We start from the raw sequence: 23,825 nt of genomic DNA, 5'->3' as shown, positions 1-23,825 counted from the left end.
CTGCATAAGCTTGTCCTGCCCGTTTATTCCTGTTTGTCCCTGTCTTCCCCAAAGCCCATTAATTCTCCAACCACATATAAGGGCCTTGCTTTAACCTCTTCATATATCCTGCCTACATATTCCCCCATAATTCCTATGACGATGAGCATGACTCCGTTAAGGAACAGGGATACGGCCATGGAGGAGGCCCAGCCTGAAGCAACATCATTCTTCACTATCCTCTGCACCAGAACAATAATAAGATAGATAAAGCTAAAAGCTGAAACCAGCATGCCCAAAAATGTTGCCAGCTTCAACGGCTTGTAGGAAAAAGAAAATATACCGTCCCCTGCAAGCTTCAGCATTTTACTCAAGGGATATTTTGTTTCACCTGCAAAGCGCTTCTCCCTGTGGTATTCAACGCTGGTCTGCCTAAAGCCCACCCAGCTTACCAGGCCTCTTACATACCTTGACCTTTCAGGCAGGCATTTCATCGCATCGCATACTTTTCTGTCAATGAGCCTGAAATCTCCCACATCAACAGGAAGCTTCACATCGGTCATACTGTCCAGGAACCTGTAAAAAACCTTGGCAGTAAGCTTTTTAAAGAAGGTCTCGCCTTCTCTTTGGAGCCTTTTGCCGTATACCACCTGATAGCCTTCCTTCCACTTGTCCACCATTTGCAGAATAACCTGGGGAGGGTCCTGCAAATCCGCATCTATTATAACTATGGCATCTCCCTTTGCATAGTCCATTCCGGCTGTAATTGCAATCTGGTGTCCAAAATTCCTGGCAAAGTTGATAACACGTACTTCCTTATTTGAAGAGGCTATGTCCCTAAGCTTGAAATATGTATTATCCTTGCTTCCATCATTAATAAAAATATACTCAATGTCCATGAAGTAGTCTTTAAATGTTGCAGACAGACGCCTGAAAGTCTCATCTATTACCTCCTGCTCATTGTAGACAGGAACCACGACTGATAAAAGCTTCTTTGCCATATTCTCCTCCATAAGCCTCCTTATAAAAGACTTATTTTAAATTTTGTATGTATTTAATCCCTAAATAAAACAAAAAAACACCGAAAACATTATATCATACAATAGAGATTATTGTCATTTCCGGCAGGTTATATTACAAAATAGTTATCCATATTGCATTTAATATGTGAAGGCTATTGCAAAAGGGCATCCGTTTTCGGATGCCCTTTTTTAGGTTTACAACTCTTTATCTTGCTCTGGTTCTGATTTCTTCAACGATCTTGTCAACAAATTCCTGAGCCTGCATGGTTCCCAGGTCGCCGTCTTTTCTTGATCTTACGGCCACAGCACCGTTTTCCATCTCCTTATCGCCGATAACCAGCATATAGGGTATTTTCTCCATCTGTGCTTCTCTTATCTTGTACCCGATCTTTTCGTTCCTGTAGTCCACTTCAACTCTGACGCCTTTGTCCTTCAGCGTCTGACATACCTTCTGGGCAAAGTCATGATGCTTTTCCACCAGAGGAAGTATTTTTGCCTGAACAGGACACAGCCAGGCGGGGAAGGCACCGGCATACTTCTCGATCAGCATGGCCAGCGTTCTTTCATAGCAGCCTATGGAGGTCCTGTGTATGACATACGGATGCTTCTTTTCATTGTTTTTATCGATATAAACCATATCCAGGCGCTCTGCAAGGGCGAAATCAACCTGTACGGTTATGATGGTATCTTCTTTTCCATGCACGTTCTTAAACTGGATATCCAGCTTCGGACCATAGAAGGCGGCTTCTCCCTCTGCTTCCTTATAATCGATTTCCAGGTGGTCCAGAATGGTTCTCATTTTACCCTGGACATCCTCCCAGTCCTCGGCGCTGCCGATGTATTTCTCTTTATTATTGGGATCCCACTTTGAGAACCTGTAGGTTACATCATCCTGTATGCCAAGAGTCTCCATCATATACTTTATAAGGTCCACAACACCCTTGAATTCTTCTTCAAGCTGTTCGGGCGTACATACCAGATGCCCTTCGGAAATGGTAAACTGGCGCACGCGTATCAAGCCGTGCATTTCTCCAGAGGCTTCATTTCTGAAAAGAGTTGAAGTCTCTCCGTATCTTATGGGAAGGTCGCGATAGCTGTGGAGCTTTGACTTGTATATCATAAACTGGAAAGGACAGGTCATAGGCCTTAATGCCATTACCTCTTCATCCCTTTCCTCATCTCCCAGCACAAACATGCCGTCCTTGTAGTGCTGCCAGTGGCCGGATAATTTGTACAGGTCGCTTTTAGCCATAAAAGGAGTTTTAGTCAGCACATAGCCTCTTCTCTCCTCTTCATCCTCAACAAATCTCTGGAGAGTCTGAACTATTTTTGCACCCTTGGGCATAAGCAGCGGAAGACCCTGTCCTATTTCCTCAACAGTAGTAAACAGCTCCAGTTCTCTTCCAAGTTTGTTATGGTCACGCTTCTTGGCTTCCTCAAGCCTTGTAATGTATTCTTCCAGTTCACTTCTCTTTGGGAAGGCAGTACCGTATATTCTCTGGAGCATCTTGTTTTTCTCATTGCCTCTCCAGTATGCACCTGCCGCACTCATTAATTTGATAGCCTTCAGCTTTCCTGTGGAGGGCAGGTGCGGTCCTGCACACAAGTCCACAAAGTCGCCCTGCTTGTAGAAGGACAGCTCTTCTCCCTCGGGAAGATCCTTTATCAGTTCAACCTTATACGGCTCGCCCTTCTCCTCCATCAGCCTGATTGCTTCGGCACGCGGGAGAGTAAATCTTTCCAGCGGAAGATCTTCCTTTATGATTTTTTCCATTTCCTTTTCAAGTCTGGCAAGATCCTCCGGAGAAAAGTTCTTTTCCACATCAAAATCATAGTAAAAGCCGTTTTCTATGGCAGGGCCGATAGCCAGCTTGACATCGGGGAATAACTTTTTCACAGCCTGAGCCAGCACATGGGAGGCCGTATGCCTGTATGCAAATCTTCCGCCCTCGTCCGAGAAGGTCAGCAGGCTCAATGAGCAATCCTTTTCAAGTTTGAAGTTCAAGTCTCTTACCTTTCCATCCACCTCACCGGCAAGTGCAGCCCTGGCCAGGCCGGCACTGATGCCTTCCGCCACCTCCAATATGGAAATACCCTGTTGGTATTCCTGAACACTTCCGTCTTTCAGAGTAATTTTTATCATTTTTCTTCTCCTTTTCAACATTATCCTGATATTTAAAATTCAAGTCATACTGATTTACTGTTATACTGTTATATTGACCCTCAAAGGACAATAAAAAACTCCCGTCCCATAGTCAAAGACTAATATAAGGACGAGAGTTATCTCGCGGTTCCACCCTACTTGCAGCTCATTGCATATAAAAAATCATACGCAGATTATAACGTAATCAACGAAAAAGACTCAGAGGTGGTCTTCGGTAAATTGGCCGGTCCGGTTACTTTCAGCTAATGTATCCGGTCTCTGAAACCCCATTTTTACGTACTCTTCTCATCAACGCCTTTGTCAATATTTCCGGGCGCCTGTGCCATCCTCCTCACGGCTTCACATACGCCTGACTGATATCAATACCACAATATTATATTAATTATATTCTCACATATTTTATGTGTCAATACTCATCCGGTTGTATTCTTTTACCACATGTGCCTGCGGTCTTTGCTCCTATTCATCTGCCACACGGTTTGTCAGTTTTCCGATGCCTTCTATTTCAACTTCCACAATATCACCGGGCCTTAATGGCCCAACCCCTTCCGGTGTACCTGTTGTAACAACATCTCCGGGTTCCAGGGGGATAAATCGGGAGATGAAGCTGATAAGCTCATTGGTCTTGAATATCTGCATGGAGGTATCCCCGTGCTGTTTCACCTGACCGTTTAAAATCAGCTTTATATCCAGCCTGGTAAAATCCAGTCCTGTTACAATGTATGGACCCATGGGACAGAAGGTTTCATAATTTTTCCCTCTGGTCCACTGTCCGTCGGCCTTCTGAATGTCCCTTGCCGTTACATCGTTCAGACAGGTTGCCCCAAGGATATATTCCGGCGCCTGTTGGGGCTCTATGTTGCTGCAGTGCTTTTTTATGACCACTGCAAACTCCGCCTCATAATCCACGCGCTTTGAGGCTCCGGGCAGCTTGATAATGTCTCCCGGCCCGATTACAGTGTGGGGCAGCTTTATAAATATGACGGGATTTTCAGGTATATCCCTGCCGGAAAATTCATTGACATGTGCGACATAATTCAAGCCTACCGCGACAATCTTGCCAGGTTTACAAGGTGCCAGAAGTTTCACGTCATTCAGGTTATATTTTGTGCCTGTCTCGGAAGGGCTGTCAAAAATACTGCCTTCAATTTCGGTAATCTCTTCCTGATTCAGCAGCCCGTACTTTTCAATTCCGTCAACTTCAAATCTTAAATATTTCATACTATTCCATATACCGGCTGGTTGTTCCGGTAATCCCCCATTTGACAGTGTATTTTAAAAATTATAGCACCCGGTTATCACCCCTGCAATAGTAATGCCCCCAATCACTGCTTCTTATGACTATTCGCCTGCTTTCCTGGGAATAATAATCTTGTTAAAAAATACACCGACTACGGCATTCCGGAGGCAGAAGTTGAGAAATACCAGATATAAAAGATTAAAAAAACACAGGCACAAAAAAATATTTAAGCTTTTACTCTTTGGTTTTTTTATACCTGCAGTGTCTTTATTGCTGACATATATACTTGTTTTGGTGTTCATTTTGCCATTATTTATGAAATGATTGTTAATGTTGCATATTATTTTACTTTATTCGACTGATAAAATCGTTTATTAATGCCATTTGAATTACTCCGCTATAATTATATAATAATTATGAAAATTAAATTATATTTTCCTCCTTTAAATTATTTTACAGCCGGCCTAGAACAGCCGGTTTTGTTTTGTCTTTTTCCGAATTGGATTCCTAGATGCAGATGAAATCTTTCAGCTTTTCAAAGGTCTTTTGTTTTATTCCCGTTATTTTCATCAGATCGGTGGTTTTCTTGAACTTTCCGTTTTTTTCTCTGTAGTCAACAATAGCTTTGGCAGTAGCCGGTCCCACATTTGGCAGCCCTTCCAGCTCAGTCTGCGAAGCTGTATTTATATTCACCAGGCTGCTTTTGCCGCTGTTTTTTGCATCTCTCTCAGGGTCTGAAACCACTGCTTCCAGACTGTCACTAATAATGTCTGCCCCGCTGTTCATTTTTTCTTTTGCCGTCGGCTTGTCCGCCTCCTTGGCAGGAGATGCTTTTGGCCTGATCCTGAGCATGGTATTTTCAGTAAGAGGATATGCAAGGTTTATATTCTCAAGGTCTGCTTCCTTTGTGGCTCCGGAGGCCAGCCGGACAGCATCCTCTATTACATCTCCCTTGTTCAGGGTATACACTCCCGGCTTGTTTACACAGCCTACAATATAAACCTTTATCTTTTCTTCCGCTTCTGCCTCCGCCTCCTCTTCACTGTTTTTCTCCCCCAGGGCTGCGTTTGAATTTTCCCCATTCACAACTGATTTTTCTATGACAGGTTCTTCCAGGGGCTTGTATACCTGCCGCAGGTAGTATCCAAAAAATCCTGCCCCCAAAATAAGCAGTGCGGCCAATACCGCAAGTACTGCTTTATTTATAAAGTACTGCTTTCCTAAAAATGATATTTCCATATTTCCTCCTTGCAAATTACCGGATAACTTATTTTTTTCAGCCTGAATAGAGCCGGGCTTGCACACTCGGGTTTTCTACAGCATATTAATCTATTGAGGAATACTGTTTGCTTCAATCTGTAAAACAGGGAATCTGAATTGTATGAAGAACCATACAACCTTAAAAATGAGAAAGGCCTTGCCTGACTAATATTATATTACATTTTTTGTCATATGGCTATATATGTAACAAATATTGTCGAAAGGTTTCAAATTTTCTGTTTATGCATTATACTAATAGAAGATGTATTTTACTAAGGAGGAAATATGAAAAAAGCACTTGTCACACTTATTCTTGTCATAATACTTGCATTTCAGATATCGCCTGCTTATTGTAAAGATCTGGATATTGATGCGGCAGCATACATATTGATGGACGCCAAAACAGGCAGTATTCTTTATGAATACAATCCTGACGTCCGTCTCAGACCCGCTAGTACCACTAAAATAGCTACCGCCCTTGTGGCACTTAAAAACGGAAAGTTCAGCCAGGTTATGACGGCCAGTCAGGAAGCTGTTTCCGACATAGGGGTAGGCGGTATGAATATAGGTATCATTCCGGGTGAACAAATGACCTTGGAGGATTTGCTGCATGCCCTGCTGATTGTTTCTGCCAACGAAACAGCCAACATTATAGCTGAAAATCTCTTCTCCGACAGAAAAGAGTTTATTGAAATAATGAATAAGACCGCCGCCGCTGCGGGTGCGAAAAACTCCACCTTTACCAACCCCTGCGGTATTGACGAATATGAGAAGGACGCCGATCATTACACCACAGCCAGGGATTTGGCGCTCATTGCAAAAGAATGCCTTACTTTCCCTGCTTTCCGTGAAATAATAGGCCAAAAGAAGCTGGATATGCTCTCTCCCACAAATAAGCACGACAAATGGAATGTTTTGAACAATACCAATAAACTGCTTGGTCAGTCCTTCAATTACGGTCCTGATACCGGAGATGACAGAAATCAATTTACCATTACCGGTATGAAAACCGGCTCAACCATGAGAGCGGGCGCCAATTTTGTAGCATCTTCGGTAAACAAGGACGGATTGGAACTGATTTCAGTCATACTTGGTGTAAACAACAAGCCCGGCAGAACTGTATTCGATTTTACCGAAACCCTGCTGCGGGCCGGATATGAAAACTACTCCAGCCAGTTGATAATTGACAGGAACGAGATAATCAGGCAGGTTGTTGTGGAAGACGCTTCTGACGACGGCAAGCTGGACCTGGTGACAAACGGAAAAGTCCAGGCAATTCTTCCCAATGACAAAAACTTGTGGAAGATTGATAACAAGGTAACCATCAAGGAAGGGCTCAAGGCTCCCATTGCCAAGGGTACTGTACTGGGAAACATTGTTTACACTCTTGACGGCATAAATATCGGCAAGGTCGATATTGTTTCCTCAAGAACAATCGATCAGAGTTTCAAGGCAAAATCAAAAGCTTATGTAAACAAAATAACCTCATCGCCTGTTTTCAAATACACTGCTATTGCCTTATCGGTAATATTGTTTTTCTTCATATTGAGAAAGACCTTGAGAAAAATATCCAGACGGAGAAACTATAAAATAAAGCAAAGGCATAAATGGCAGCTATAAAGAATTTTATTTGCCTCATATATTGATTTAATTTCAATATACTTATATTATTATATGTGTTTAAAGTCAATTACTTTCGGCTGAGAGCATAATTTGCCCGGAAGCAAAGGCTTTTAACCGCAATTGCTTTTAGTAATATCTGGAATGGAATATTTCCTGTCCTGACCTGAATTGTTCCTCTATAGGAAACATAAAGGGTTAAAATAACAGCATTTATTGCTTATTAAGAGGGGTGTAATCAATGAGAGCCGAACCGATTTACCAAACCAGGAAAATCAATGATCTCAAAGATATGATGGTTCAGAGTGCAAGCCTGTTTGGACCAAGAGACGCATTTTTAATCAAAGGCAAAAATGGAGAATATTACGGAAAAACATATGCCCAATTGAAAGAGGAGATTGATGCCTTAGGCACTTCCCTTATTAATATGGGGCTTAAGGATAAGAAAATTGCTATTTTATCTCAAAACAGGGCCGAGTGGTGTACAACCTATCTGACCGTTACAGGCGGCGTGGGTGTGGTGGTTCCCCTTGACAGGGAATTACCTTTTAATGAAATTGAAAATCTTATTTCCAGAGCGGGGGCAAGTGCCATTGTTTTTTCCTCCAAGTATGCGGAGGATATGGCTAAGCTCGCCGGAAATTCAAATATAGAATTTTTTATAAACATGGATCTGGAAGCGGATGAGGGCCCAAACGTTCTTGCTCTGACAGGTCTCATTGAAAAAGGAAAAGAGCTTCTTGCAAAAGGCGACAGGCGGTACCTGGATGCTGTGATTGATCCTGACAGTATGGCGGCCTTGATATTCACCTCGGGAACTACCGATCTGGCAAAGGGTGTAATGCTTTCCAGCAAAAATATAGTTTCGGATGTAAGGTCGGTATGCTCCATGCTCTATCTTGATGAAACCGACAGTTCCATCTCGATTCTGCCGCTGCACCACACCTATGAATGTACGGCTAATTTTCTTGTTATGATGTTTAACGGCTGCTGTTTCTCCTTCAATGAAGGCTTGAAATATATAGTACAAAACCTGCAGGAAACCCGGCCCACAATATTGATGCTGGTGCCGCTGATTTTGGAGAATATGCATAAGAAAATAATAAAGCAGGCCTCAAAGAGCCTGTTAAGCAGGCTAAAATTAAATGTTGCCATTGAAATCAGCAATTTACTCTATTATTTTCTTAAAATTGATATACGCAGGAAGATTTTCAAACAGATTCATAATATATTCGGAGGCAGGGTCAGGCTGGTCATTTCCGGTGCAGCCGCAATTAATCCTGACGTTTCAAACGATTTGTGCGCTATGGGCATAAGAATCGTCCAGGGTTACGGCCTCACTGAATGTGCTCCCATCGTATCGGTTAACAACGACCGCGGCTTCAGGCACGATTCTGCCGGGAAGGCATTGGCAGGTGTTGAAATTACGGTTGAAAACGTGGGTGAAGACGGTATAGGCGAATTTGTGATAGCCGGAGACAATGTAATGCTGGGTTACTACGAAAATCCCTCGGCTACCGCCAGGGTGCTTAAGAATGGCCGTCTATATACAGGGGATTTAGGTTACATTGATGAGGAAGGTTATATTTTCATAACCGGGAGAAAGAAAAATGTCATAGTTACCAAAAACGGTAAGAATATATTTCCCGAAGAGGTGGAAGCCTACCTGGCCAAGTGTCCCTATGTAAAGGAAAGTCTTGTTTGGGGCCGCTATGAGGAGGAATCCGGCGAGACGGAAGTAAATGCGCAAATAGTAGTGGATGTTGATGAAATCAAGGAAAGGCTCCACCTGAATATCATTTCCAAGGAGGAAATCTACAAGCTCCTACATTCGGAGATAAGGGAAATCAACAAGCAGATGCCGCTGTACAAGAGAATCAAGGATTTCACCCTTCGTGAAGAGGAATTTGCCAAAACTACTACCAAAAAAATCAAGAGATATGTGGAGAACATCGGATAGGCTGCTGATGAATCATACTCGTGCAGAATACCATCCCATATGGAATCCTATCCGTTAAAAATTAAATTAAGAGGTTTTTAATGCCAGGCTATTGGAGTGTTTTATCCCTTTAGCCCGGCATTTTCTATTTTATGGAATATACCTGGGAGTAAATGTTATAATTTAATAAAGTCAGTTACCATTGGCTCCCGTAATTGGCTTTGTGAAGCTTTAATAAGTGATGTGCTTCAATGGCATATGGCATCCTAATTTTTTAACAGGAGAGTTAAACTATGAAATTGAAATTAAAGATCATATTTGCCCTGGTTCTCATTATTGCTCTTTACTCCGGCTGTGCATTCCAGAATAAGCCGTCTTCTCCGGACAGCAGCGGTAATTCAGTTGCTTCTGAAAAAAATGTTTTTCCCCTGTCTGTGACTTATATAGGCTATGGTGAACATTACAGGTTTGTGAGCGCGTCCGCCCCCATTCTTTGGATGCCGCAGGATGATGCACCAAGGGTCTGCAATCTCACCGACACTTTGGTGGTGGTAATGTTTGCAGGATATACCAGCGAAGATGACGTGTGGCTGTTTGTCTCCTTCAAAACCTATGATACCCCTACCAACAACCGTGGATGGATACATGAATCAAAAACCGAGGAATATACTAAGGAGAACCGGAAGAAGGTCAGGGATATTATAATTCCCAAAGGAACTCAGGGAGCCGATAGCTACAGAAACACGGCTGAAGACTACGACCGGTATGGATATATTGAAAAGCGCCAGGACGGCAAGGTTCTGGTGATGTTCGCAGGCGGGGAGGAAGTTTGGTACCACGAAAAGGATATAGAGTATCCTCCGTTTGAATAGCATTAATGTAAAGCTCTGTTAGATATAATTGTTGTTTGAACATATGTTCGATTTGTGATATAGTTGTACTGCAATAATTAACGGGAGTGTTATTATGCCATCACTAACAACAATTAAGAGTGATATATCCTCATTAGCAGAACATGACCTACATGATTATTCAATTACATTGGCGAAATCATGGCAATAGGCACAATGCCCCGTAACTTGCCGAAAGATTACAGAGAATCAATGTTCGCATGTGGTTCTGTATGTCCATATTGTAAAGCTGAGAGTATAATAAAGCACGGTAAACTAAATGGTCGTCAGCCTATATTTGTTTAATTTTCATAAGCTTGACATATGCATATAATTGGAGATAGCATTAGAATAACAAGTACTTTGTATTTGTAAGATATTGTGAAGTAATGATTATATTAATATAGGGGTGCAGGCATGAATTTTTGGAAAGGTGAGAAAATTACATTAAGAGCAATTGAACCAGAAGATTATGATTTGTTTTTTGAGGCTCTTCAAGATGCAACGATACAAAAATATGAATCAGATATAAGGATACCAATGTCGCAAAATGCAAGTAAGGACTTTGCTCTCAATCAATCATTAAAAGGAAATGATAACGATAGTCCCTTTCTTATAATAGTGGACAATGATAATAATAAAGTTGGAATGGCAACTCCATCTATAACAGACAGACGAGTTGGAGTTTTCACTTGCGGAATGTTTATTAAACCTGAATATCAACATAAAGGTTATGCTTATGAGGCTTTGTCAATAATATTAAGGTATTATTTTGACCAAATGAGATTTTGTAAATTTAATGCAAGTGTTTATGAGTATAATACTTCTTCAAATAAACTTTGTGAAAAGATTGGGCTGGCAGTTGAAGGACGTCGAAGGAAAACAGTTTTTGTTGACGGTAAGTTTTATGATGAAATCCTGTACGGATTAACAGATGATGAGTTTCATCAGCAAATACAATACGCAAAATGAGACAATATTGTCTAACACAGCTTAATGTAAAAAAGCAATGGATAACCAAGCCAGAATTGCTGAATATATCAGTACAAAATTTATTGACTTGGGCGAGTACAATTTTATTAAATTGGAAGCTTGATACAAAATTCTTGTTTGAAATTGTAGAGTCTAGCCTAAAAACTTCGTTAATAAATCCTTATAAAATGGACTTTGTACAGCACAAATATTTTTATCGGCAAAGTGACAGGATGTCACTTTGATACAGCACCCGAGACCCGGAAGGTGGAGTTGCTGCGACGGTTATTGAATATTTGTGCTGTACCTTACAATTTCAACAAGAACTCTGTGAGCAATCAATTTTAAAAATTTAGTACGGGAAGCAATCCCGTCGTTTATACTGCCTTCAGCCTTCTGCTGTTATGCAATACTCACTTTTTTATGACCACATTTCCTTTCTCAAGGCCTGGATATCTTCATTTTCAAGGTATTCATCATAGGTCATCTGCCTGTCAATAATTCCTTTGGGAGTAATCTCAACAATCCTGTTTGCTACGGTTTGAACGAACTCATGGTCATGTGAGGAAAACAGTATGGTTCCCTTGTAGTTGATAAGTCCGTTGTTAAGTGCGGTGATTGACTCCAAGTCAAGATGGTTTGTAGGCTCATCCAGTATGAGTACATTTGCGCCTGAAAGCATCATCTTTGACAGCATGCATCGGACCTTCTCCCCTCCCGAAAGCACCGATGCCTTTTTCAGGGCTTCTTCTCCTGAGAATAGCATTCTTCCCAGCCAGCCTCTCAGGAAGGTCTCGGTCTGATCCTTTGAGAACTGTCTCAGCCAGTCTACAAGACTCAGATCAACTCCGTCAAAGAACTCTGAGTTGTCCCTTGGAAAATAGGATTGGGAGGTGGTTATTCCCCATTTGAAATCTCCGCTGTCCGGCTCCATTTCCCCCATGAGAATTTTGAAAAATGTGGTTTTCGCGTTGCCGTACGTTCCTACGAAGGCTATCTTGTCACCTTTGTTTACTATGATATTTACATCCTTTAAAAGCTGCTCACCTTCAATTTCCTTGGAAATGCCGTTAACCATGAGCAAATCATTGCCAGCTTCCCTGTCGGGCTTGAAGTCCACAAAAGGATATTTTCTTGAAGAGGGCCTTATATCCTCAAGTGTCAATTTGTCCAGCAGCTTTTTACGGGAGGTCGCCTGCTTGGACTTGGAAGCATTGGCGCTGAACCGCTGAATAAACTCCTGCAGTTCCTTCATTCTGGCCTCGGTCTTTTTATTTGCGTCCTTCATCTGCTGAAGTGCCAACTGGCTGGACTGATACCAGAAATCATAGTTGCCGAAGTACAACTGTATCTTGCCGAAGTCTATGTCCGCTATCTGAGTACACACCTGGTTAAGGAAGTGTCTGTCATGGGATACCACTATGACTATATTCTCAAAGTTGGCAAGAAAATTTTCAAGCCAGGTAATGGATGCCACGTCAAGATGGTTGGTAGGTTCGTCCATGAGCAGGATGTCAGGGTTTCCAAATAACGCCTGTGCCAGAAGAACTCTTACCTTCTCATTTCCATCCAGGTCTTTCATCAGCTTGTAGTGATACTCTTCCCCAATGTTCAAACCGTTGAGAAGTATGGCGGCATCGGATTCTGCCTCCCAGCCGTTCAATTCCGCAAATTCCGCTTCCAGCTCCGAAAGCAGTATGCCTTCCGCCTCGGTGAATTCGGATTTTGCATAGAGCTTTTCCTTTTCTTCCATGATCTCAATAAGCCTTTTATGCCCCATCATTACAGTTTTCAGAACCTCGTATTCATCATACTCATAGTGGTTCTGCTTTAAAACGGCAAGTCTCTCTCCCGGTGTAATTGTAACATCGCCCTTGCTTGGTTCTATTTCACCTGAAAGGATTTTTAAAAAGGTTGATTTTCCAGAGCCGTTTGCTCCTATGAGACCGTAGCAATTGCCCTTTGTAAATTTGATATTTACATTTTCAAATAAAGCCCGTCCCCCATATCGCAGGGAAACACCGTTTGCACTGATCATTTTATCTCCATTTCCGACAAGGGCTGAAGTGAATTCACCCCTTGTCACAAATGGGATAAAATCCGTTTCATTGCCCGTGCCATTGATTTTTTTATTTATATGTTAATAAAACATAATTTTCTCTTCACAACTGCTTTCTTATTATTTTCTTCATTTTGACTTAAAAAATCAGCACCTGGGCAGTCTGAAAGTTTTTCAAATCTTTCAGAAGTCTCCATTTCCCACAAGGGCTGAAGTGAATTCACCCCTTGTCACAAATGGGATAAAATCCGTTTCATTGCCCGTGCCATTGATTTTTTTATTTATATGTTAATAAAACATAATTTTCTCTTCACAACTGCTTTCTTATTATTTTCTTCATTTTGACTTAAAAAATCGGCACCTGGGCAGTCTGAAAGTTTTTCAAATCTTATATTGATATATTTGCCCATTTTCCCTTCCTGAATCTTGTAAGGTACATCACCGATCTTATGGAAAAATCCAGTGTCAGGGCAATCCATGCGGCAGTGATACCCACACGCAGTTCCAGCCCCAGCAAAAAGGTCAGAAACACTCTGAAGCACCAGATGCCCACAAAGCTTGTAAGCATGACATAAATAATGTCTCCTGCTCCCCGCAGTGCATTTGAAACCACCGTTACAATTGACACAAAAGGCTGGGAAAAGCTGAATATTCTTATAGCTCCGGTGCCTATGGCTATAATGGCCGGATCACTTGTATATATCCGAATCAGGCTTCCTGCAAATATAAACAGGAGGCTGGAAAGCGCCACTGTAATTACAAGACATATCTTCACCGTCTTCCATCCGGCTTTTCTGGCCAGGTCTATCCGTTTTGCACCCAGACTCTGCCCCACTATTGTTGTTGCAGAAAGGCCAAAACCAAAAATGGGAACAAAGCACATGGAATTGATAGACATAACAATCTGATATACAGTAGAAGCCTCCGTGCCCATTCGCGATATGACCACCTGCAGCAGGAGAAAGCCTCCCTGCATTATAAGCTGTTCCATGGAAGCAGGAATTCCAACGTGAAGAATTCTCTTGAGCAGTTGAAAATCAAACGCAAGCTTTCCTTTCAAGCTGAAGGCTAACAAAACAGGTCTGCTTAAAACCACAAGCAGACTGAGCACTCCTCCTACTCCTCTGGAAATACAGACCGCGATTGCCGCACCGGTAATGCCTCTTTTCTCAATTGTCAGATTACCAATGCTAACCCCATATATTAAAACATAACTCAGAACAATGTTCAATATATTTACCACATTTGCAATCAACATGGGCGTTTTTGTATCTCCGGAACCTCTCAGAGAGCCGCTTATGATTATGTTTGTGAACAAAAGGGGAAGGGTGATAAGGGTAATTTTAAAATAGTGGGCGGCCATATCTACAATAACTTTTTCAGCCCCGCTGAAAAACGCGGAAATAACCGGCCGTGCAAGCAGGATAAGAATTACTGAAAATACCAGCGCAGCGGCAAAACCTATCAACACACATTCCTTTATGGCCGCTTTTGCACTTTTGGTATCGCCTTCGCCTATAAGCCTTGCTATGATAACTGTACAACCTGTGGACAAGGCTACAAAAAACACCTGTATAAATCCAAACAGTGAATTAATAAAGCCCACGGCCGTAACAGCCTCATTGCTTAAATGTCCCACGAAGGCCAGTGAAACAACACCTACAATCATAATTAGTAGCTGTTCCACTACCGCCGGAACAGCTACCTTAAATATGCTTCCTGTTATATTATTTTCATCAACAACCATAACTATCTTATATTAGTCAATACTCCATCTGACCAAAGCCTTTCTAAATTGTAGAAGCCTCTGTCCTCCTGGTGGAATACGTGAATAACAACATCCGCGTAGTCCAGCAGTATCCACCGGGCCGTATCGTAGCCTTCCTTATGGTAAGTCTGAAGCCCTGCTTCCCCCAGCTTGAACTCCACTTCATCAGCTATGGACTTGATATGAGTAGTTGAAGTTCCGCTGCAAATTACAAAATAGTCTGCAATTTCCGTTATACTTTCAATGTTAATTATACTTATATCCCTGGCCTTCTTTTCTTCCATTAAAGCTACTATCTTCTCCACCAATTTTTTTGAATCCAAATGTTTGCACCTCGTCCTAAGCGTTATTTTATTCAATTTTTTAAGGCTTTAACCTAGTACTCTGTAACACCTAAAAGTCACATATTGCCTTCGTCCTCCGCCTTATCCTGCAGAAATTTTCCTCGCCGGCAATATACGTTTTAGATGTTACAGACCACTACGGATTAAAATCACTTCCCAATATGATTGTAACGTCATATCTTGAGTCAGGTTGAAGTTCTTCCTTTTCAACCATAATTTTTAAAACATTTTTTATTACATCTGTCTTTACACCCTTTTTTCTGATTATAATCTTTGACGTCCCCTGCTTTTCGGCACCAGTTCCGGCACTTACGGTATAGCCCTGTGCCTCAAGCATTTCCCTGGTATCCTCGGCAAGTCCGCCTTTGTCAGTGCAGTTGATAACTTCTATTACCAGTTTCTTGTTGTTCACCGTTGTTGATACCGACGGGGTATCTTTTGCCGGCCCCTTTGAAGAATCACTATCAACAATTATTTTTTTCGGTGTGGAGCTTGTAGCCGCTTGTACATTTTGAGGCTGCTTTTTCACCTCAACAATCTCCTTGTCAAATACACCGGAATCTCTGACAAAATTTGCCCCTACTATAATTGATGAAAACAGCAGCAAAAAAGTTCCAACTCCATAAAATGTAAACTTAATAATTTTATTCATAACACCTATATTTTTACCCCTTAAATTCCAAATCTGTGTGTCCGTAAGAAATCAGCATCAGTATATTGTTTCTGGCCTCTATGGTAGAAGGGTGAATCAAGCCCTTCCTGTTCATGACATACCTGATGGTGCTGTCAAAAGCACTTATCAAAGCCCTGTTTATATCTATATACGCCAGCTTTCTGGCATTGTCAACCTCACTGTGCTTCCTGCCCGGTTCAATAAAATCAGCCAGCAATATTATTTTATCCAGCATGCTCATACTGCCATAACCGGTAGTATGATATTTGATGGCATTCAGTACAGCCTCATTTTCAACTCCGTACTTTTCCCGCGCAATCACTGCGCCAACTGCTCCGTGCATCAGAAAAACCTGTTTTTGCTCAAGCCGGCTGAGGTTTATTCCATAATTGCTGCAGTACTCAAGGGTCTGCTCATCATTAAGATTTTTAGCACAGTCATGCAAAAGCCCTGCAATAGCTGCCGAATCAACATCCTCACCATAATGTCCTGCCAAGCGGACAGCTTCCTTCATGGTATTTACCGAATGAACATACCTTCCTGGTTTTAACGCCTGCTTTAATAAAATATCCATCTGGTCTAGCTTCATAGCCGGTCTTCCTTTTTATACAGGTGGTTTTCCTCAATATATTCTTCAACCTTTTGGTCGACAAGATATTTAACGGACTTCCCCGCCTTGACCCTTTCTCTGATATACGTGGAGGAAATATCCAACAAGGGTATCTCCATACAGCTTATATTGACACGGTAATTTTCCTTCAGATCTGCAAGCCGGCTGTTAAAGGCTTCGTCGGAAAACCCCGGCCTCATGACTGCAATAAACCCTGTGAGAGCAAATACCTCCCGTGCATTTCTCCATGTCAAAAGATCCATTACAACGTCTGCACCAATAATATAGCTGAACTCCGTCCCTTCCGGATATATCCCGTGCAATTCCTTGAGAGTATCCACAGTATAGGTGTAGCCCGACCTTTCAATTTCCAGGGAAACAGCTTCAAAGCCGGGATTGGAGCTCACCGCGCACTGAACCATTTTCAGCCTGTGCACCGGCCCGGTCACATTTTGCAAATCCTTATGAGGGGGCATGCCTGACGGTATAAACAATACCTTGTCAAGACCGTATTCACTTTTTACCAATTCTGCAACTGCCAGATGGGCAGTATGAACCGGGTCAAAGGTCCCTCCGCAAATTCCTATTTTCAAGCCTGTAACTCCCATTGGTATATCCCTCTACTGTAAATATGGCTATATTGGTTTAAACCCTGCATTATAATATATCTGTTATTATAGCATAAAAATATTAACTATCTATTAAAAATTGTAAAAACCTACGTTGTAAAATACTTGAAATATAATGCTTCCGTAATTGTGAAAACCCCAAACCCCTTTTGGGATTTGGGGCATAAGCCTCTTTAAAATCTATATTTTCAGATTGCAGGCATACAGCCTGAGAATATTATTTTCTTCCTATATCCTTCCTGTAGTGCATGCCTTCAAATTTGATTTTTTCAATGCCGGCATACGCCCTGGCAATGGCCTTGTCCATGTTTTCCTCCACGGCAGTGACGCCCAGCACTCTTCCTCCGGCGGTACGGAACCTGCCGTCGGCATAAGTTGTTCCTGCATGGAAAACAATTGTGTCCCCATCGGCCTCTGCCGCCTCCAGGCCGCTTATCTCGAAACCTGTGGCATACTTGCCCGGATAACCTCCTGATGCTGCTATAACACAAACAGCGGCATTGTCACTCCACTCTATTTTTATGTCGGAAAGCTTTTCATCAATGATTGCATCAAATATATCCAGAAGATCGGTTTTAAGCCTTGGCAGTACAACCTGTGTCTCAGGATCTCCGAAGCGGGCGTTGTATTCTATGACCTTGGGCCCGTCCTTGGTTATCATAAGTCCGAAGTATAAAATTCCCTTGAATTTGCGGCCTTCCTTGTTCATGGCCTCCATGGTGGGCAGAAATATTTCCTTCATGCATTGCTCCGCCAGCTTTTGGCCGTATATCCGGCTGGGGGAGAAAGTACCCATACCTCCGGTATTCGGTCCCTGATCCTTATCAAATACTCTCTTGTGATCCTGGGAAGATACCATGGGGACTACGGTCTTGCCGTCGGTAAAGGCCAATATTGACACTTCCGGCCCCTGTATGAATTCCTCTATTACAACCCTGTTTCCCGCCTCGCCAAACACCTTGTCATTCATTATATTCTTAACGGCGGCTTTGGCCTCGTCAACAGACTGGGCAATAATAACACCCTTGCCCAGTGCCAGGCCGTCCGCCTTTACAACCACAGGCGCACTGCAGGTGTCCAGGTAGCGGAGCGCCGCTTCACTGCTGTCAAAAACCTCATACCCTGCTGTAGGTATGCCGTATTTCCTCATAAGGTCCTTTGAAAAGGACTTGCTGCCTTCAATAATTGCAGCAGCCTTGACAGGCCCGAAGGCTCTGATGCCGGCCTCCTGAAGCGCATCCACCATGCCCGCCACCAGGGGGTCATCCGGTGCTACCATTACAAAATCTATGCTGTTCTCTTTTGAGAAATTTACTATTCCATCAATATCAGTGGCTTTTATGGGAACACAGACAGCCAATGCCGAGATGCCTCCGTTTCCGGGAGCACAGTACAATTCACTTATCTTCCTGTTCTGTGAAAGCTTCCATATTATCGTGTGCTCTCTTCCTCCACTGCCTACTACCAAAACCTTCATAAAGATACCTCCATTTACTGGTTAACTGACTATGCGAACTCTTTTTCCTTCAATTACAAGCCTGTGTTCGGCGTATAGCTTTATAGCCTCCGGCAGTATTTCCCACTCCGCCTGCTCCATAACTCTTTTCTGAAGGCTTTCAGGGGTATCCCCTTCCTCCACATACACCGCCTTTTGCAGTATGATTGGCCCGGTATCGGCTTCCAGCTCTACAAAGTGGACTGTGGCCCCGGTCACTTTCACTCCTGACTCCAGCACCTGCCTGTGAGGTATTATCCCGTAGAAGCCCTTCCCGCAAAAGGAAGGAATAAGTGACGGATGGATATTAATCACCCTGTTTGAATAAAACCTGTTAAAGCGTTCTCCCAAAATTGACAGGAAGCCGGCCATGACTATCAACTCCACGGAATGCTCCCTGAAGTGGCCTATAAGCGCCTCATCGTATTCATCAATATTATTGAAGGCTTTTCTTGAAATGCAGGTACCATTTATACCGTATTTTTTTGCCCTCTCCAGAGCATATGCATCGGGCTTGCTGGACACAACAGTTACAACTTCTGCATTTTTTATGTATCCGTTTTGGATTTTATCTATAATCGCCTGAAGGTTTGAACCGCCTCCTGATACCAATACGCCTATCCTAAGCATATCTGCTTCAACTCCCCGTATATATTGTCCTCGGATGTAGGTCCGGGCCGGAACGCAATTTTATACCAATTCAACCCCGGCTTCCCCCTCTGCAACAGTTCCGATAATATATGCGGCCTCTCCCACAGATTTGAGGTAATCCACAATCTCCGGGGCATCTTCCTCTGCTGCTGCCAGCACCATGCCTATACCCATGTTGAAGGTGTTGAATATATCCTTGTCCTTCATGTTTCCCAATTCTCTGAGCATATCAAATACCGGAAGCACAGGCCAGCTTCCCACTTCAATGCTGACCTTCAGACCTGCGGGAACCATCCTTGGAATGTTCTCAATAAAACCTCCGCCGGTTATATGTGATATTCCCTTGATCTGGAATTTTTCAATTAAAGCCAGTATGGTCTTAACGTATATCCTTGTTGGCTTAAGCAGCTCTTCACCCAGAGTACAGCCCAGCTTTTCAACATATTCCTTCAGATTCTTTTCGGTGGGATTTATCAGTTTACGCACCAGCGAATACCCGTTGCTGTGAATTCCCGAAGAAGGAAGGCCTATAATCCTGTCTCCTGCTTTTATATTTTTTCCGTCAATTATTTTATCCTTATCCACTATACCCACTGAAAACCCAGCAAGATCGTACTCGTCAACAGGATAAAAGCCCGGCATTTCAGCAGTCTCTCCGCCTATGAGCGAACAGCCTGACAAAACACAGCCCTCGGCAACCCCCTTGACTATCTCGGCTACCTTTTCAGGGTAGTTTTTCCCCACCGCAACATAGTCCAGGAAGAAAAGCGGCTCCGCACCACTGCAGACTATATCGTTTACACACATGGCCACGCAGTCGATACCCACGGTATCGTGTTTTTCCATCAAAAAAGCCATTTTGAGCTTGGTACCCACACCATCTGTCCCGGAAACCAGAACCGGCTGCCGGTACTTTGATTTATCAAGGCTGAACAGGCCTCCAAAGCCCCCCAGCTCAGTCATAACCTCAGGTCTGAAGGTACGCTTCACATGATCCTTTATCAATTTAACCGATTCATAGCCGGCTTCAACATCTACGCCCGCATCTTTGTAAGTGGTCATTTAATCCTCCATTCCGCTGCCCTACAGCGCCTATCGAATAATTATTTATTTCCGGGCCCCGCCCAGGGAACCGAAATGCCCCGCAATGCCCGGAAGTTCATACTCAGGTCTATTGAATTCTCAATAATTTTAATGAACTGATCAGGTGCCGCAACTGAATTTATCTCCTTCAGCAGGTACCTCTATTGGATAATCACCGGTGAGGCAGGCCGCACAAAATCCGCACCTGGAATCAACCGGAGTCTTCAGAAGACCCTCCAGGCTCAAATAGCCCAGAGAATCGGAGCATATCATTTCTCTTATTTCTTCAACCGAAAGCTTGTCGGCAACAAGTTCTTTTCTTGATGATATATCTATTCCGAAATAACAGGGAAATTTTAACGGAGGCGAGCTGACTCTCATATGTACCTCTTTGGCGCCCGCCTTTTTGAGAATCTTTACTATTCGTCTTGTGGTGGTGCCCCTTACTATGGAATCATCTATTATTACTACTCTTTTGCCTTCCACAGTCTTCTTGATGGCATTGTGCTTTATGCGGACGGCCACCTCTCTCATGCCCTGACTTGGCTGGATAAAGGTCCTTCCCACATATCTGTTTTTTACAATTCCTTCACCGTAGGGGATACCTGTCTGCTTGGAAAATCCGATAGCGGCAGAAATTCCCGAATCCGGAACACCTATGACAATATCCGCATCAACGGGGTGCTCTATGGCCAGGCGTTTTCCCGCCTCATATCTGGACTGCTGGACACTTGCACCGTCTATAACGCTGTCAGGTCGCGCAAAATAAACGAATTCAAAGATGCAAAGCTTTGTGTCCTTATTGTTGAAGGCTCTGATAGATGTGATTTCATTGTTTTCAATAGTTACAATTTCACCGGGTTCTATATCGCGTATGAATTCGGCATTGACCGCATCAAGTGCACAGGATTCGGAGGCTATCACATATGAATTGGAGGTTTTTCCGATGCAAAGGGGACGTATTCCGTACGGGTCCCTTACTCCCAGCATTTTGTTGGCTGTCATCAAAATAAGCCCGTAAGAGCCGTTAACATCCCTCATCATTTTTTCAACAGCTTCCTCTATGGTTTCAGAGGTAATACCGTGTTTTGTGACCAGATTAACCAGAACTTCCGTATCATTGGTGGTCTGGAATATGGTTCCGTTATCTTCCATCTGCTCTCTCAGCAGCGAAGCGTTGACTATGTTTCCGTTGTGGGCCAGAGCTATCTGACCGTTTCTGGACCTTACAACTATGGGCTGTGCATTTTCGCGCCTGCTGGCGCCGGTGGTGGAATATCTGACATGCCCTACCGCCATGGTTCCCTGGAGATGGGTCAAAACCACCTTGTCAAATATTTCAGGAACCAGACCCATATCCTTGTGAAATACGATTGTTTCCTTGTCACTTACTGCTATGCCGGCGCTTTCCTGACCTCTGTGCTGAAGTGAATACAAGCCGTAATAGGTCAACCCTGCAACATCAACATCACTGTTATCAGTTGAATATACCCCGAATACTCCGCATTCTTCATGCATTTTGTCCATTCTGTCATCAAAGCAGTCAAGGTTTTCACACTGTAAGCATTCTCCTAATTCACACATGAATAACTCCTTTTTAATTCCAATGGTTTTTTGACGGTCCAGTTCTAGAGTTCCTCCAGTTTTTTCTGGAGTTCCGCATTCTTCTTTTCAACTTTCTCGGCAAGGGATTTTTTGTAATCCAGCATTTTTTCCCTCAGTCCGTGATAAGCAACAGACAGGATTTGAACAGCCAACAGCGCCGCATTTTCCGCACCGTCCACCGCAACGGTGGCAACGGGTATTCCCGCAGGCATCTGAACTATTGACAGCAGGGAATCCAGCCCGTCAAGTGTAGATGACTTTACAGGCACACCAATAACCGGAACAGGAGTATAAGCAGCCAGAACGCCCGGAAGATGCGCAGCTTTTCCCGCTGCCGCAATAATGACATCTATTCCGTTTGCCTGGGCATTTTTTGCAAACTCAGAAGCCTTGTCGGGTGTTCTGTGGGCTGAGCAAACCATTACTTCACACTGAACCTCGAAATCCTTAAGAAGCTTGATACAGCTCTTCATTACTGAAAGATCGGAATCGCTCCCCATAACAACAGCCACTTTGGCGTCTTTTGAAACACACATGCCATAATCCTCCGAATATGTTAATGATTTGATTGTGAACATTTTTAAAAATTTTACGAAAATAATTCGCCTTTTTGATACAATAATATTATCAAATATTAAAGAGCATTGTCAATTAAAAAAGCGAACAATTTTTGACTGCCCGCTCTTAATATTCGGATTGATGAATTATGAAGTCCCTTATAAGATACCGCCTTCAGGGTCCGTCAAATTTTTCGGTGAACTAGACCGTCAGGAGGTATACCATCAGGGGAAGGGTGAATATGGACAATATGGTGGAAATGAATATGCCCTCGGTGGCAGCATTGTAATCAGAGCCATATTCCAGGGCTAAAGCCGATACAATTGTAGAGGCCGGCATGGCAAGCTGCAATACAACTATTTTTTTTACAAAATCATCAAAGAATTTACCCGTCAGCTTGAAAAGCAAAATAGCTGCGGCAGGCACCAGCAAAAGCTTGAAAACCGAATAAACAAGATAGCTCGCCCTGGAAAGTATGTCTTTTACGCCGTCTATTTTCACATTGGATAAAATAAGTCCGATAAAAAGCATGGAAAGATATATGGTTATATGTCCGAGATTATAAAAGGTTGTATAAAATATCTCCCAGGTAAGCTTATAGGCTGCGGTATCTTCAAACTTAAACAGCCACTTGGCAAGAATCATCAGCAGCCCCCCTATAAAAGCAAGGGTATTGGGGTTTATCAGATGGGAAAGGTTGTCCTTCCAGCTTTTTGAGTTATGCTTGTTGAAAAGATATACTCCGAGGGTCCATAATATTGCATCGTTTGCAATATTGTAAAAAATGGCGTACACTATGCCCTCATCACCAAACATTGCTTTGAGCAGCGGATAAGCCATAAATATTACATTCCCGAACATTGACTGGGCAATGTATATATTCCGGGTTTTTTCACGGATACCCATCAGCTTGCACGGCCCCAGCGAAATCGCTCCGCCCAGCAGAATGAAAACAACCCCCAGGACAAATATGAAAAATCCGTTTTTCAAGGTTTCTCCCGTAAAGGAGTAGTTTCCCATGGTAGTGAAAATCAGAAAGGGCATTGTGATTTTAAGTATGATTGCAGAAATATATTTATGTGAATTCTCAGGCAGCAATTTCTTCCTGCCGGCTGCAAAGCCTGTAATACCAAGCAAGGTCAATATAAGTATCTGTTTTATTATTATTTGTACTTCATCCATCTGCCGCCTCCGGAAAAGCCTGTAATACGCCTTAATATAGCTTATAGCTGCAAAATATAAATATATAATAAAAGCGACCTTT

Annotated in this window: 20 protein-coding genes and 1 pseudogene; 5 read left to right on the top strand and 16 right to left on the bottom strand. The window is 42.9% G+C overall.

Going from position 1 to position 23,825, the window contains the following annotated elements; all coding sequences use genetic code 11:
* Positions 1-23 precede the first annotated feature (23 nt).
* The 4 genes from CLHUN_RS16635 to CLHUN_RS16620 form a co-directional block, all read right to left on the bottom strand.
* Entirely contained in the window at positions 24-980 is a 957-nt protein-coding gene (locus CLHUN_RS16635; protein WP_080065773.1) for a glycosyltransferase family 2 protein, read from the bottom strand.
* A 226-nt stretch (positions 981-1,206) separates the two neighbouring features.
* Positions 1,207-3,144: a threonine--tRNA ligase gene (gene thrS, locus CLHUN_RS16630; RefSeq protein WP_080065764.1), complete on the bottom strand. Its 1,938-nt coding sequence runs from the start codon at positions 3,142-3,144 to the stop codon at positions 1,207-1,209.
* A gap of 480 nt (positions 3,145-3,624) precedes the next feature.
* A complete protein-coding gene (locus CLHUN_RS16625; protein WP_080065763.1) occupies positions 3,625-4,386 on the bottom strand; it encodes a fumarylacetoacetate hydrolase family protein in 762 nt (253 codons plus the stop codon).
* Positions 4,387-4,912: 526 nt separating this feature from the next.
* A complete protein-coding gene (locus CLHUN_RS16620) occupies positions 4,913-5,644 on the bottom strand; it encodes a ComEA family DNA-binding protein (protein ID WP_080065762.1) in 732 nt (243 codons plus the stop codon).
* 306 nt (positions 5,645-5,950) lie between these two features.
* Between CLHUN_RS16620 and CLHUN_RS16615 the strand changes: the two genes are divergently transcribed.
* The 5 genes and pseudogenes from CLHUN_RS16615 to CLHUN_RS16600 all read left to right on the top strand — a co-directional run bounded on the left by CLHUN_RS16615 (position 5,951) and on the right by CLHUN_RS16600 (position 11,086).
* Positions 5,951-7,285: a D-alanyl-D-alanine carboxypeptidase family protein gene (locus CLHUN_RS16615; protein WP_080065761.1), complete on the top strand. Its 1,335-nt coding sequence runs from the start codon at positions 5,951-5,953 to the stop codon at positions 7,283-7,285.
* Between the two features lie 241 nt (positions 7,286-7,526).
* A complete protein-coding gene (locus tag CLHUN_RS16610; protein ID WP_080065760.1) occupies positions 7,527-9,245 on the top strand; it encodes an AMP-dependent synthetase/ligase in 1,719 nt (572 codons plus the stop codon).
* 272 nt (positions 9,246-9,517) lie between these two features.
* The gene (locus tag CLHUN_RS16605) at positions 9,518-10,096 is read left to right on the top strand and encodes a membrane protein insertase YidC (protein ID WP_080065759.1); all 579 of its coding nucleotides are present in this window, start codon (positions 9,518-9,520) and stop codon (positions 10,094-10,096) included.
* Positions 10,097-10,190: 94 nt separating this feature from the next.
* Positions 10,191-10,405: pseudogene (locus tag CLHUN_RS21835) on the top strand (IS1595-like element ISClba2 family transposase); the annotation flags it as partial.
* 126 nt (positions 10,406-10,531) lie between these two features.
* A complete protein-coding gene (locus tag CLHUN_RS16600) occupies positions 10,532-11,086 on the top strand; it encodes a GNAT family N-acetyltransferase (protein ID WP_080065758.1) in 555 nt (184 codons plus the stop codon).
* Between the two features lie 421 nt (positions 11,087-11,507).
* Here the strand turns inward: CLHUN_RS16600 and CLHUN_RS16595 are convergent, their stop codons facing one another.
* From CLHUN_RS16595 to CLHUN_RS16540, 12 genes are all read right to left on the bottom strand, one after another.
* The gene (locus tag CLHUN_RS16595) at positions 11,508-13,124 is read right to left on the bottom strand and encodes an ABC-F family ATP-binding cassette domain-containing protein (RefSeq protein WP_080065757.1); all 1,617 of its coding nucleotides are present in this window, start codon (positions 13,122-13,124) and stop codon (positions 11,508-11,510) included.
* Positions 13,125-13,533: 409 nt separating this feature from the next.
* Entirely contained in the window at positions 13,534-14,892 is a 1,359-nt protein-coding gene (locus CLHUN_RS16590) for an MATE family efflux transporter (protein WP_080065756.1), read from the bottom strand.
* Positions 14,893-14,894: 2 nt separating this feature from the next.
* On the bottom strand, positions 14,895-15,236 hold the full coding sequence (gene rsfS, locus CLHUN_RS16585) for a ribosome silencing factor (RefSeq protein ID WP_080065755.1): 342 nt from the start codon (positions 15,234-15,236) through the stop codon (positions 14,895-14,897).
* Between the two features lie 157 nt (positions 15,237-15,393).
* Positions 15,394-15,909, bottom strand: a complete 516-nt coding sequence (locus CLHUN_RS16580) for a LytR C-terminal domain-containing protein (protein WP_080065754.1) — start codon at positions 15,907-15,909, stop codon at positions 15,394-15,396.
* Positions 15,910-15,922: 13 nt separating this feature from the next.
* Positions 15,923-16,519 (bottom strand): bis(5'-nucleosyl)-tetraphosphatase (symmetrical) YqeK, encoded by a 597-nt coding sequence (gene yqeK, locus CLHUN_RS16575; protein ID WP_080065753.1) that lies wholly within the window; start codon positions 16,517-16,519, stop codon positions 15,923-15,925.
* Positions 16,516-17,133, bottom strand: a complete 618-nt coding sequence (nadD, locus tag CLHUN_RS16570; protein WP_479692034.1) for a nicotinate-nucleotide adenylyltransferase — start codon at positions 17,131-17,133, stop codon at positions 16,516-16,518. The genes yqeK and nadD overlap by 4 nt, the downstream gene beginning before the upstream one ends.
* Before the next feature lie 253 nt (positions 17,134-17,386).
* Entirely contained in the window at positions 17,387-18,646 is a 1,260-nt protein-coding gene (gene purD / locus CLHUN_RS16565) for a phosphoribosylamine--glycine ligase (RefSeq protein WP_080065751.1), read from the bottom strand.
* Positions 18,647-18,667: 21 nt separating this feature from the next.
* On the bottom strand, positions 18,668-19,294 hold the full coding sequence (purN, locus tag CLHUN_RS16560) for a phosphoribosylglycinamide formyltransferase (protein WP_080065750.1): 627 nt from the start codon (positions 19,292-19,294) through the stop codon (positions 18,668-18,670).
* 60 nt (positions 19,295-19,354) lie between these two features.
* A complete protein-coding gene (gene purM, locus CLHUN_RS16555) occupies positions 19,355-20,377 on the bottom strand; it encodes a phosphoribosylformylglycinamidine cyclo-ligase (protein WP_080065749.1) in 1,023 nt (340 codons plus the stop codon).
* A gap of 141 nt (positions 20,378-20,518) precedes the next feature.
* The gene (purF, locus tag CLHUN_RS16550) at positions 20,519-21,982 is read right to left on the bottom strand and encodes an amidophosphoribosyltransferase (protein WP_080065748.1); all 1,464 of its coding nucleotides are present in this window, start codon (positions 21,980-21,982) and stop codon (positions 20,519-20,521) included.
* 44 nt (positions 21,983-22,026) lie between these two features.
* The gene (purE, locus tag CLHUN_RS16545) at positions 22,027-22,539 is read right to left on the bottom strand and encodes a 5-(carboxyamino)imidazole ribonucleotide mutase (protein WP_080065747.1); all 513 of its coding nucleotides are present in this window, start codon (positions 22,537-22,539) and stop codon (positions 22,027-22,029) included.
* Positions 22,540-22,762: 223 nt separating this feature from the next.
* Positions 22,763-23,743, bottom strand: coding sequence for an AEC family transporter (locus CLHUN_RS16540; RefSeq protein WP_080065746.1), 981 nt, complete (start codon positions 23,741-23,743; stop codon positions 22,763-22,765).
* Positions 23,744-23,825: the final 82 nt, after the last annotated feature.

It is taken from the genome of Ruminiclostridium hungatei (assembly GCF_002051585.1).
GTDB lineage: Bacteria > Bacillota > Clostridia > Acetivibrionales > DSM-1351 > Ruminiclostridium > Ruminiclostridium hungatei.
Note: the sequence above shows the minus strand (reverse complement) of the source record. Positions and strands in the feature narration are given on the sequence as shown.

Bases quoted from the DNA above. Each gene is read 5' to 3' on its own strand.
- CLHUN_RS16620 (WP_080065762.1), bottom strand. From the start codon at position 5,644: ATGGAAATATCATTTTTAGGAAAGCAGTACTTTATAAATAAAGCAGTA.
- CLHUN_RS16540 (WP_080065746.1), bottom strand. From the start codon at position 23,743: ATGGATGAAGTACAAATAATAATAAAACAGATACTTATATTGACCTTG.
- CLHUN_RS16595 (WP_080065757.1), bottom strand. From the start codon at position 13,124: ATGATCAGTGCAAACGGTGTTTCCCTGCGATATGGGGGACGGGCTTTA.
- purF (WP_080065748.1), bottom strand. From the start codon at position 21,982: ATGTGTGAATTAGGAGAATGCTTACAGTGTGAAAACCTTGACTGCTTT.
- purN (WP_080065750.1), bottom strand. From the start codon at position 19,294: ATGCTTAGGATAGGCGTATTGGTATCAGGAGGCGGTTCAAACCTTCAG.
- CLHUN_RS16610 (WP_080065760.1), top strand. From the start codon at position 7,527: ATGAGAGCCGAACCGATTTACCAAACCAGGAAAATCAATGATCTCAAA.
- CLHUN_RS16600 (WP_080065758.1), top strand. From the start codon at position 10,532: ATGAATTTTTGGAAAGGTGAGAAAATTACATTAAGAGCAATTGAACCA.
- CLHUN_RS16615 (WP_080065761.1), top strand. From the start codon at position 5,951: ATGAAAAAAGCACTTGTCACACTTATTCTTGTCATAATACTTGCATTT.
- CLHUN_RS16590 (WP_080065756.1), bottom strand. From the start codon at position 14,892: ATGGTTGTTGATGAAAATAATATAACAGGAAGCATATTTAAGGTAGCT.
- CLHUN_RS16635 (WP_080065773.1), bottom strand. From the start codon at position 980: ATGGCAAAGAAGCTTTTATCAGTCGTGGTTCCTGTCTACAATGAGCAG.
- thrS (WP_080065764.1), bottom strand. From the start codon at position 3,144: ATGATAAAAATTACTCTGAAAGACGGAAGTGTTCAGGAATACCAACAG.
- purD (WP_080065751.1), bottom strand. From the start codon at position 18,646: ATGAAGGTTTTGGTAGTAGGCAGTGGAGGAAGAGAGCACACGATAATA.
- CLHUN_RS16580 (WP_080065754.1), bottom strand. From the start codon at position 15,909: ATGAATAAAATTATTAAGTTTACATTTTATGGAGTTGGAACTTTTTTG.
- purE (WP_080065747.1), bottom strand. From the start codon at position 22,539: ATGTGTGTTTCAAAAGACGCCAAAGTGGCTGTTGTTATGGGGAGCGAT.
- purM (WP_080065749.1), bottom strand. From the start codon at position 20,377: ATGACCACTTACAAAGATGCGGGCGTAGATGTTGAAGCCGGCTATGAA.
- CLHUN_RS16605 (WP_080065759.1), top strand. From the start codon at position 9,518: ATGAAATTGAAATTAAAGATCATATTTGCCCTGGTTCTCATTATTGCT.
- CLHUN_RS16625 (WP_080065763.1), bottom strand. From the start codon at position 4,386: ATGAAATATTTAAGATTTGAAGTTGACGGAATTGAAAAGTACGGGCTG.
- yqeK (WP_080065753.1), bottom strand. From the start codon at position 16,519: ATGAAGCTAGACCAGATGGATATTTTATTAAAGCAGGCGTTAAAACCA.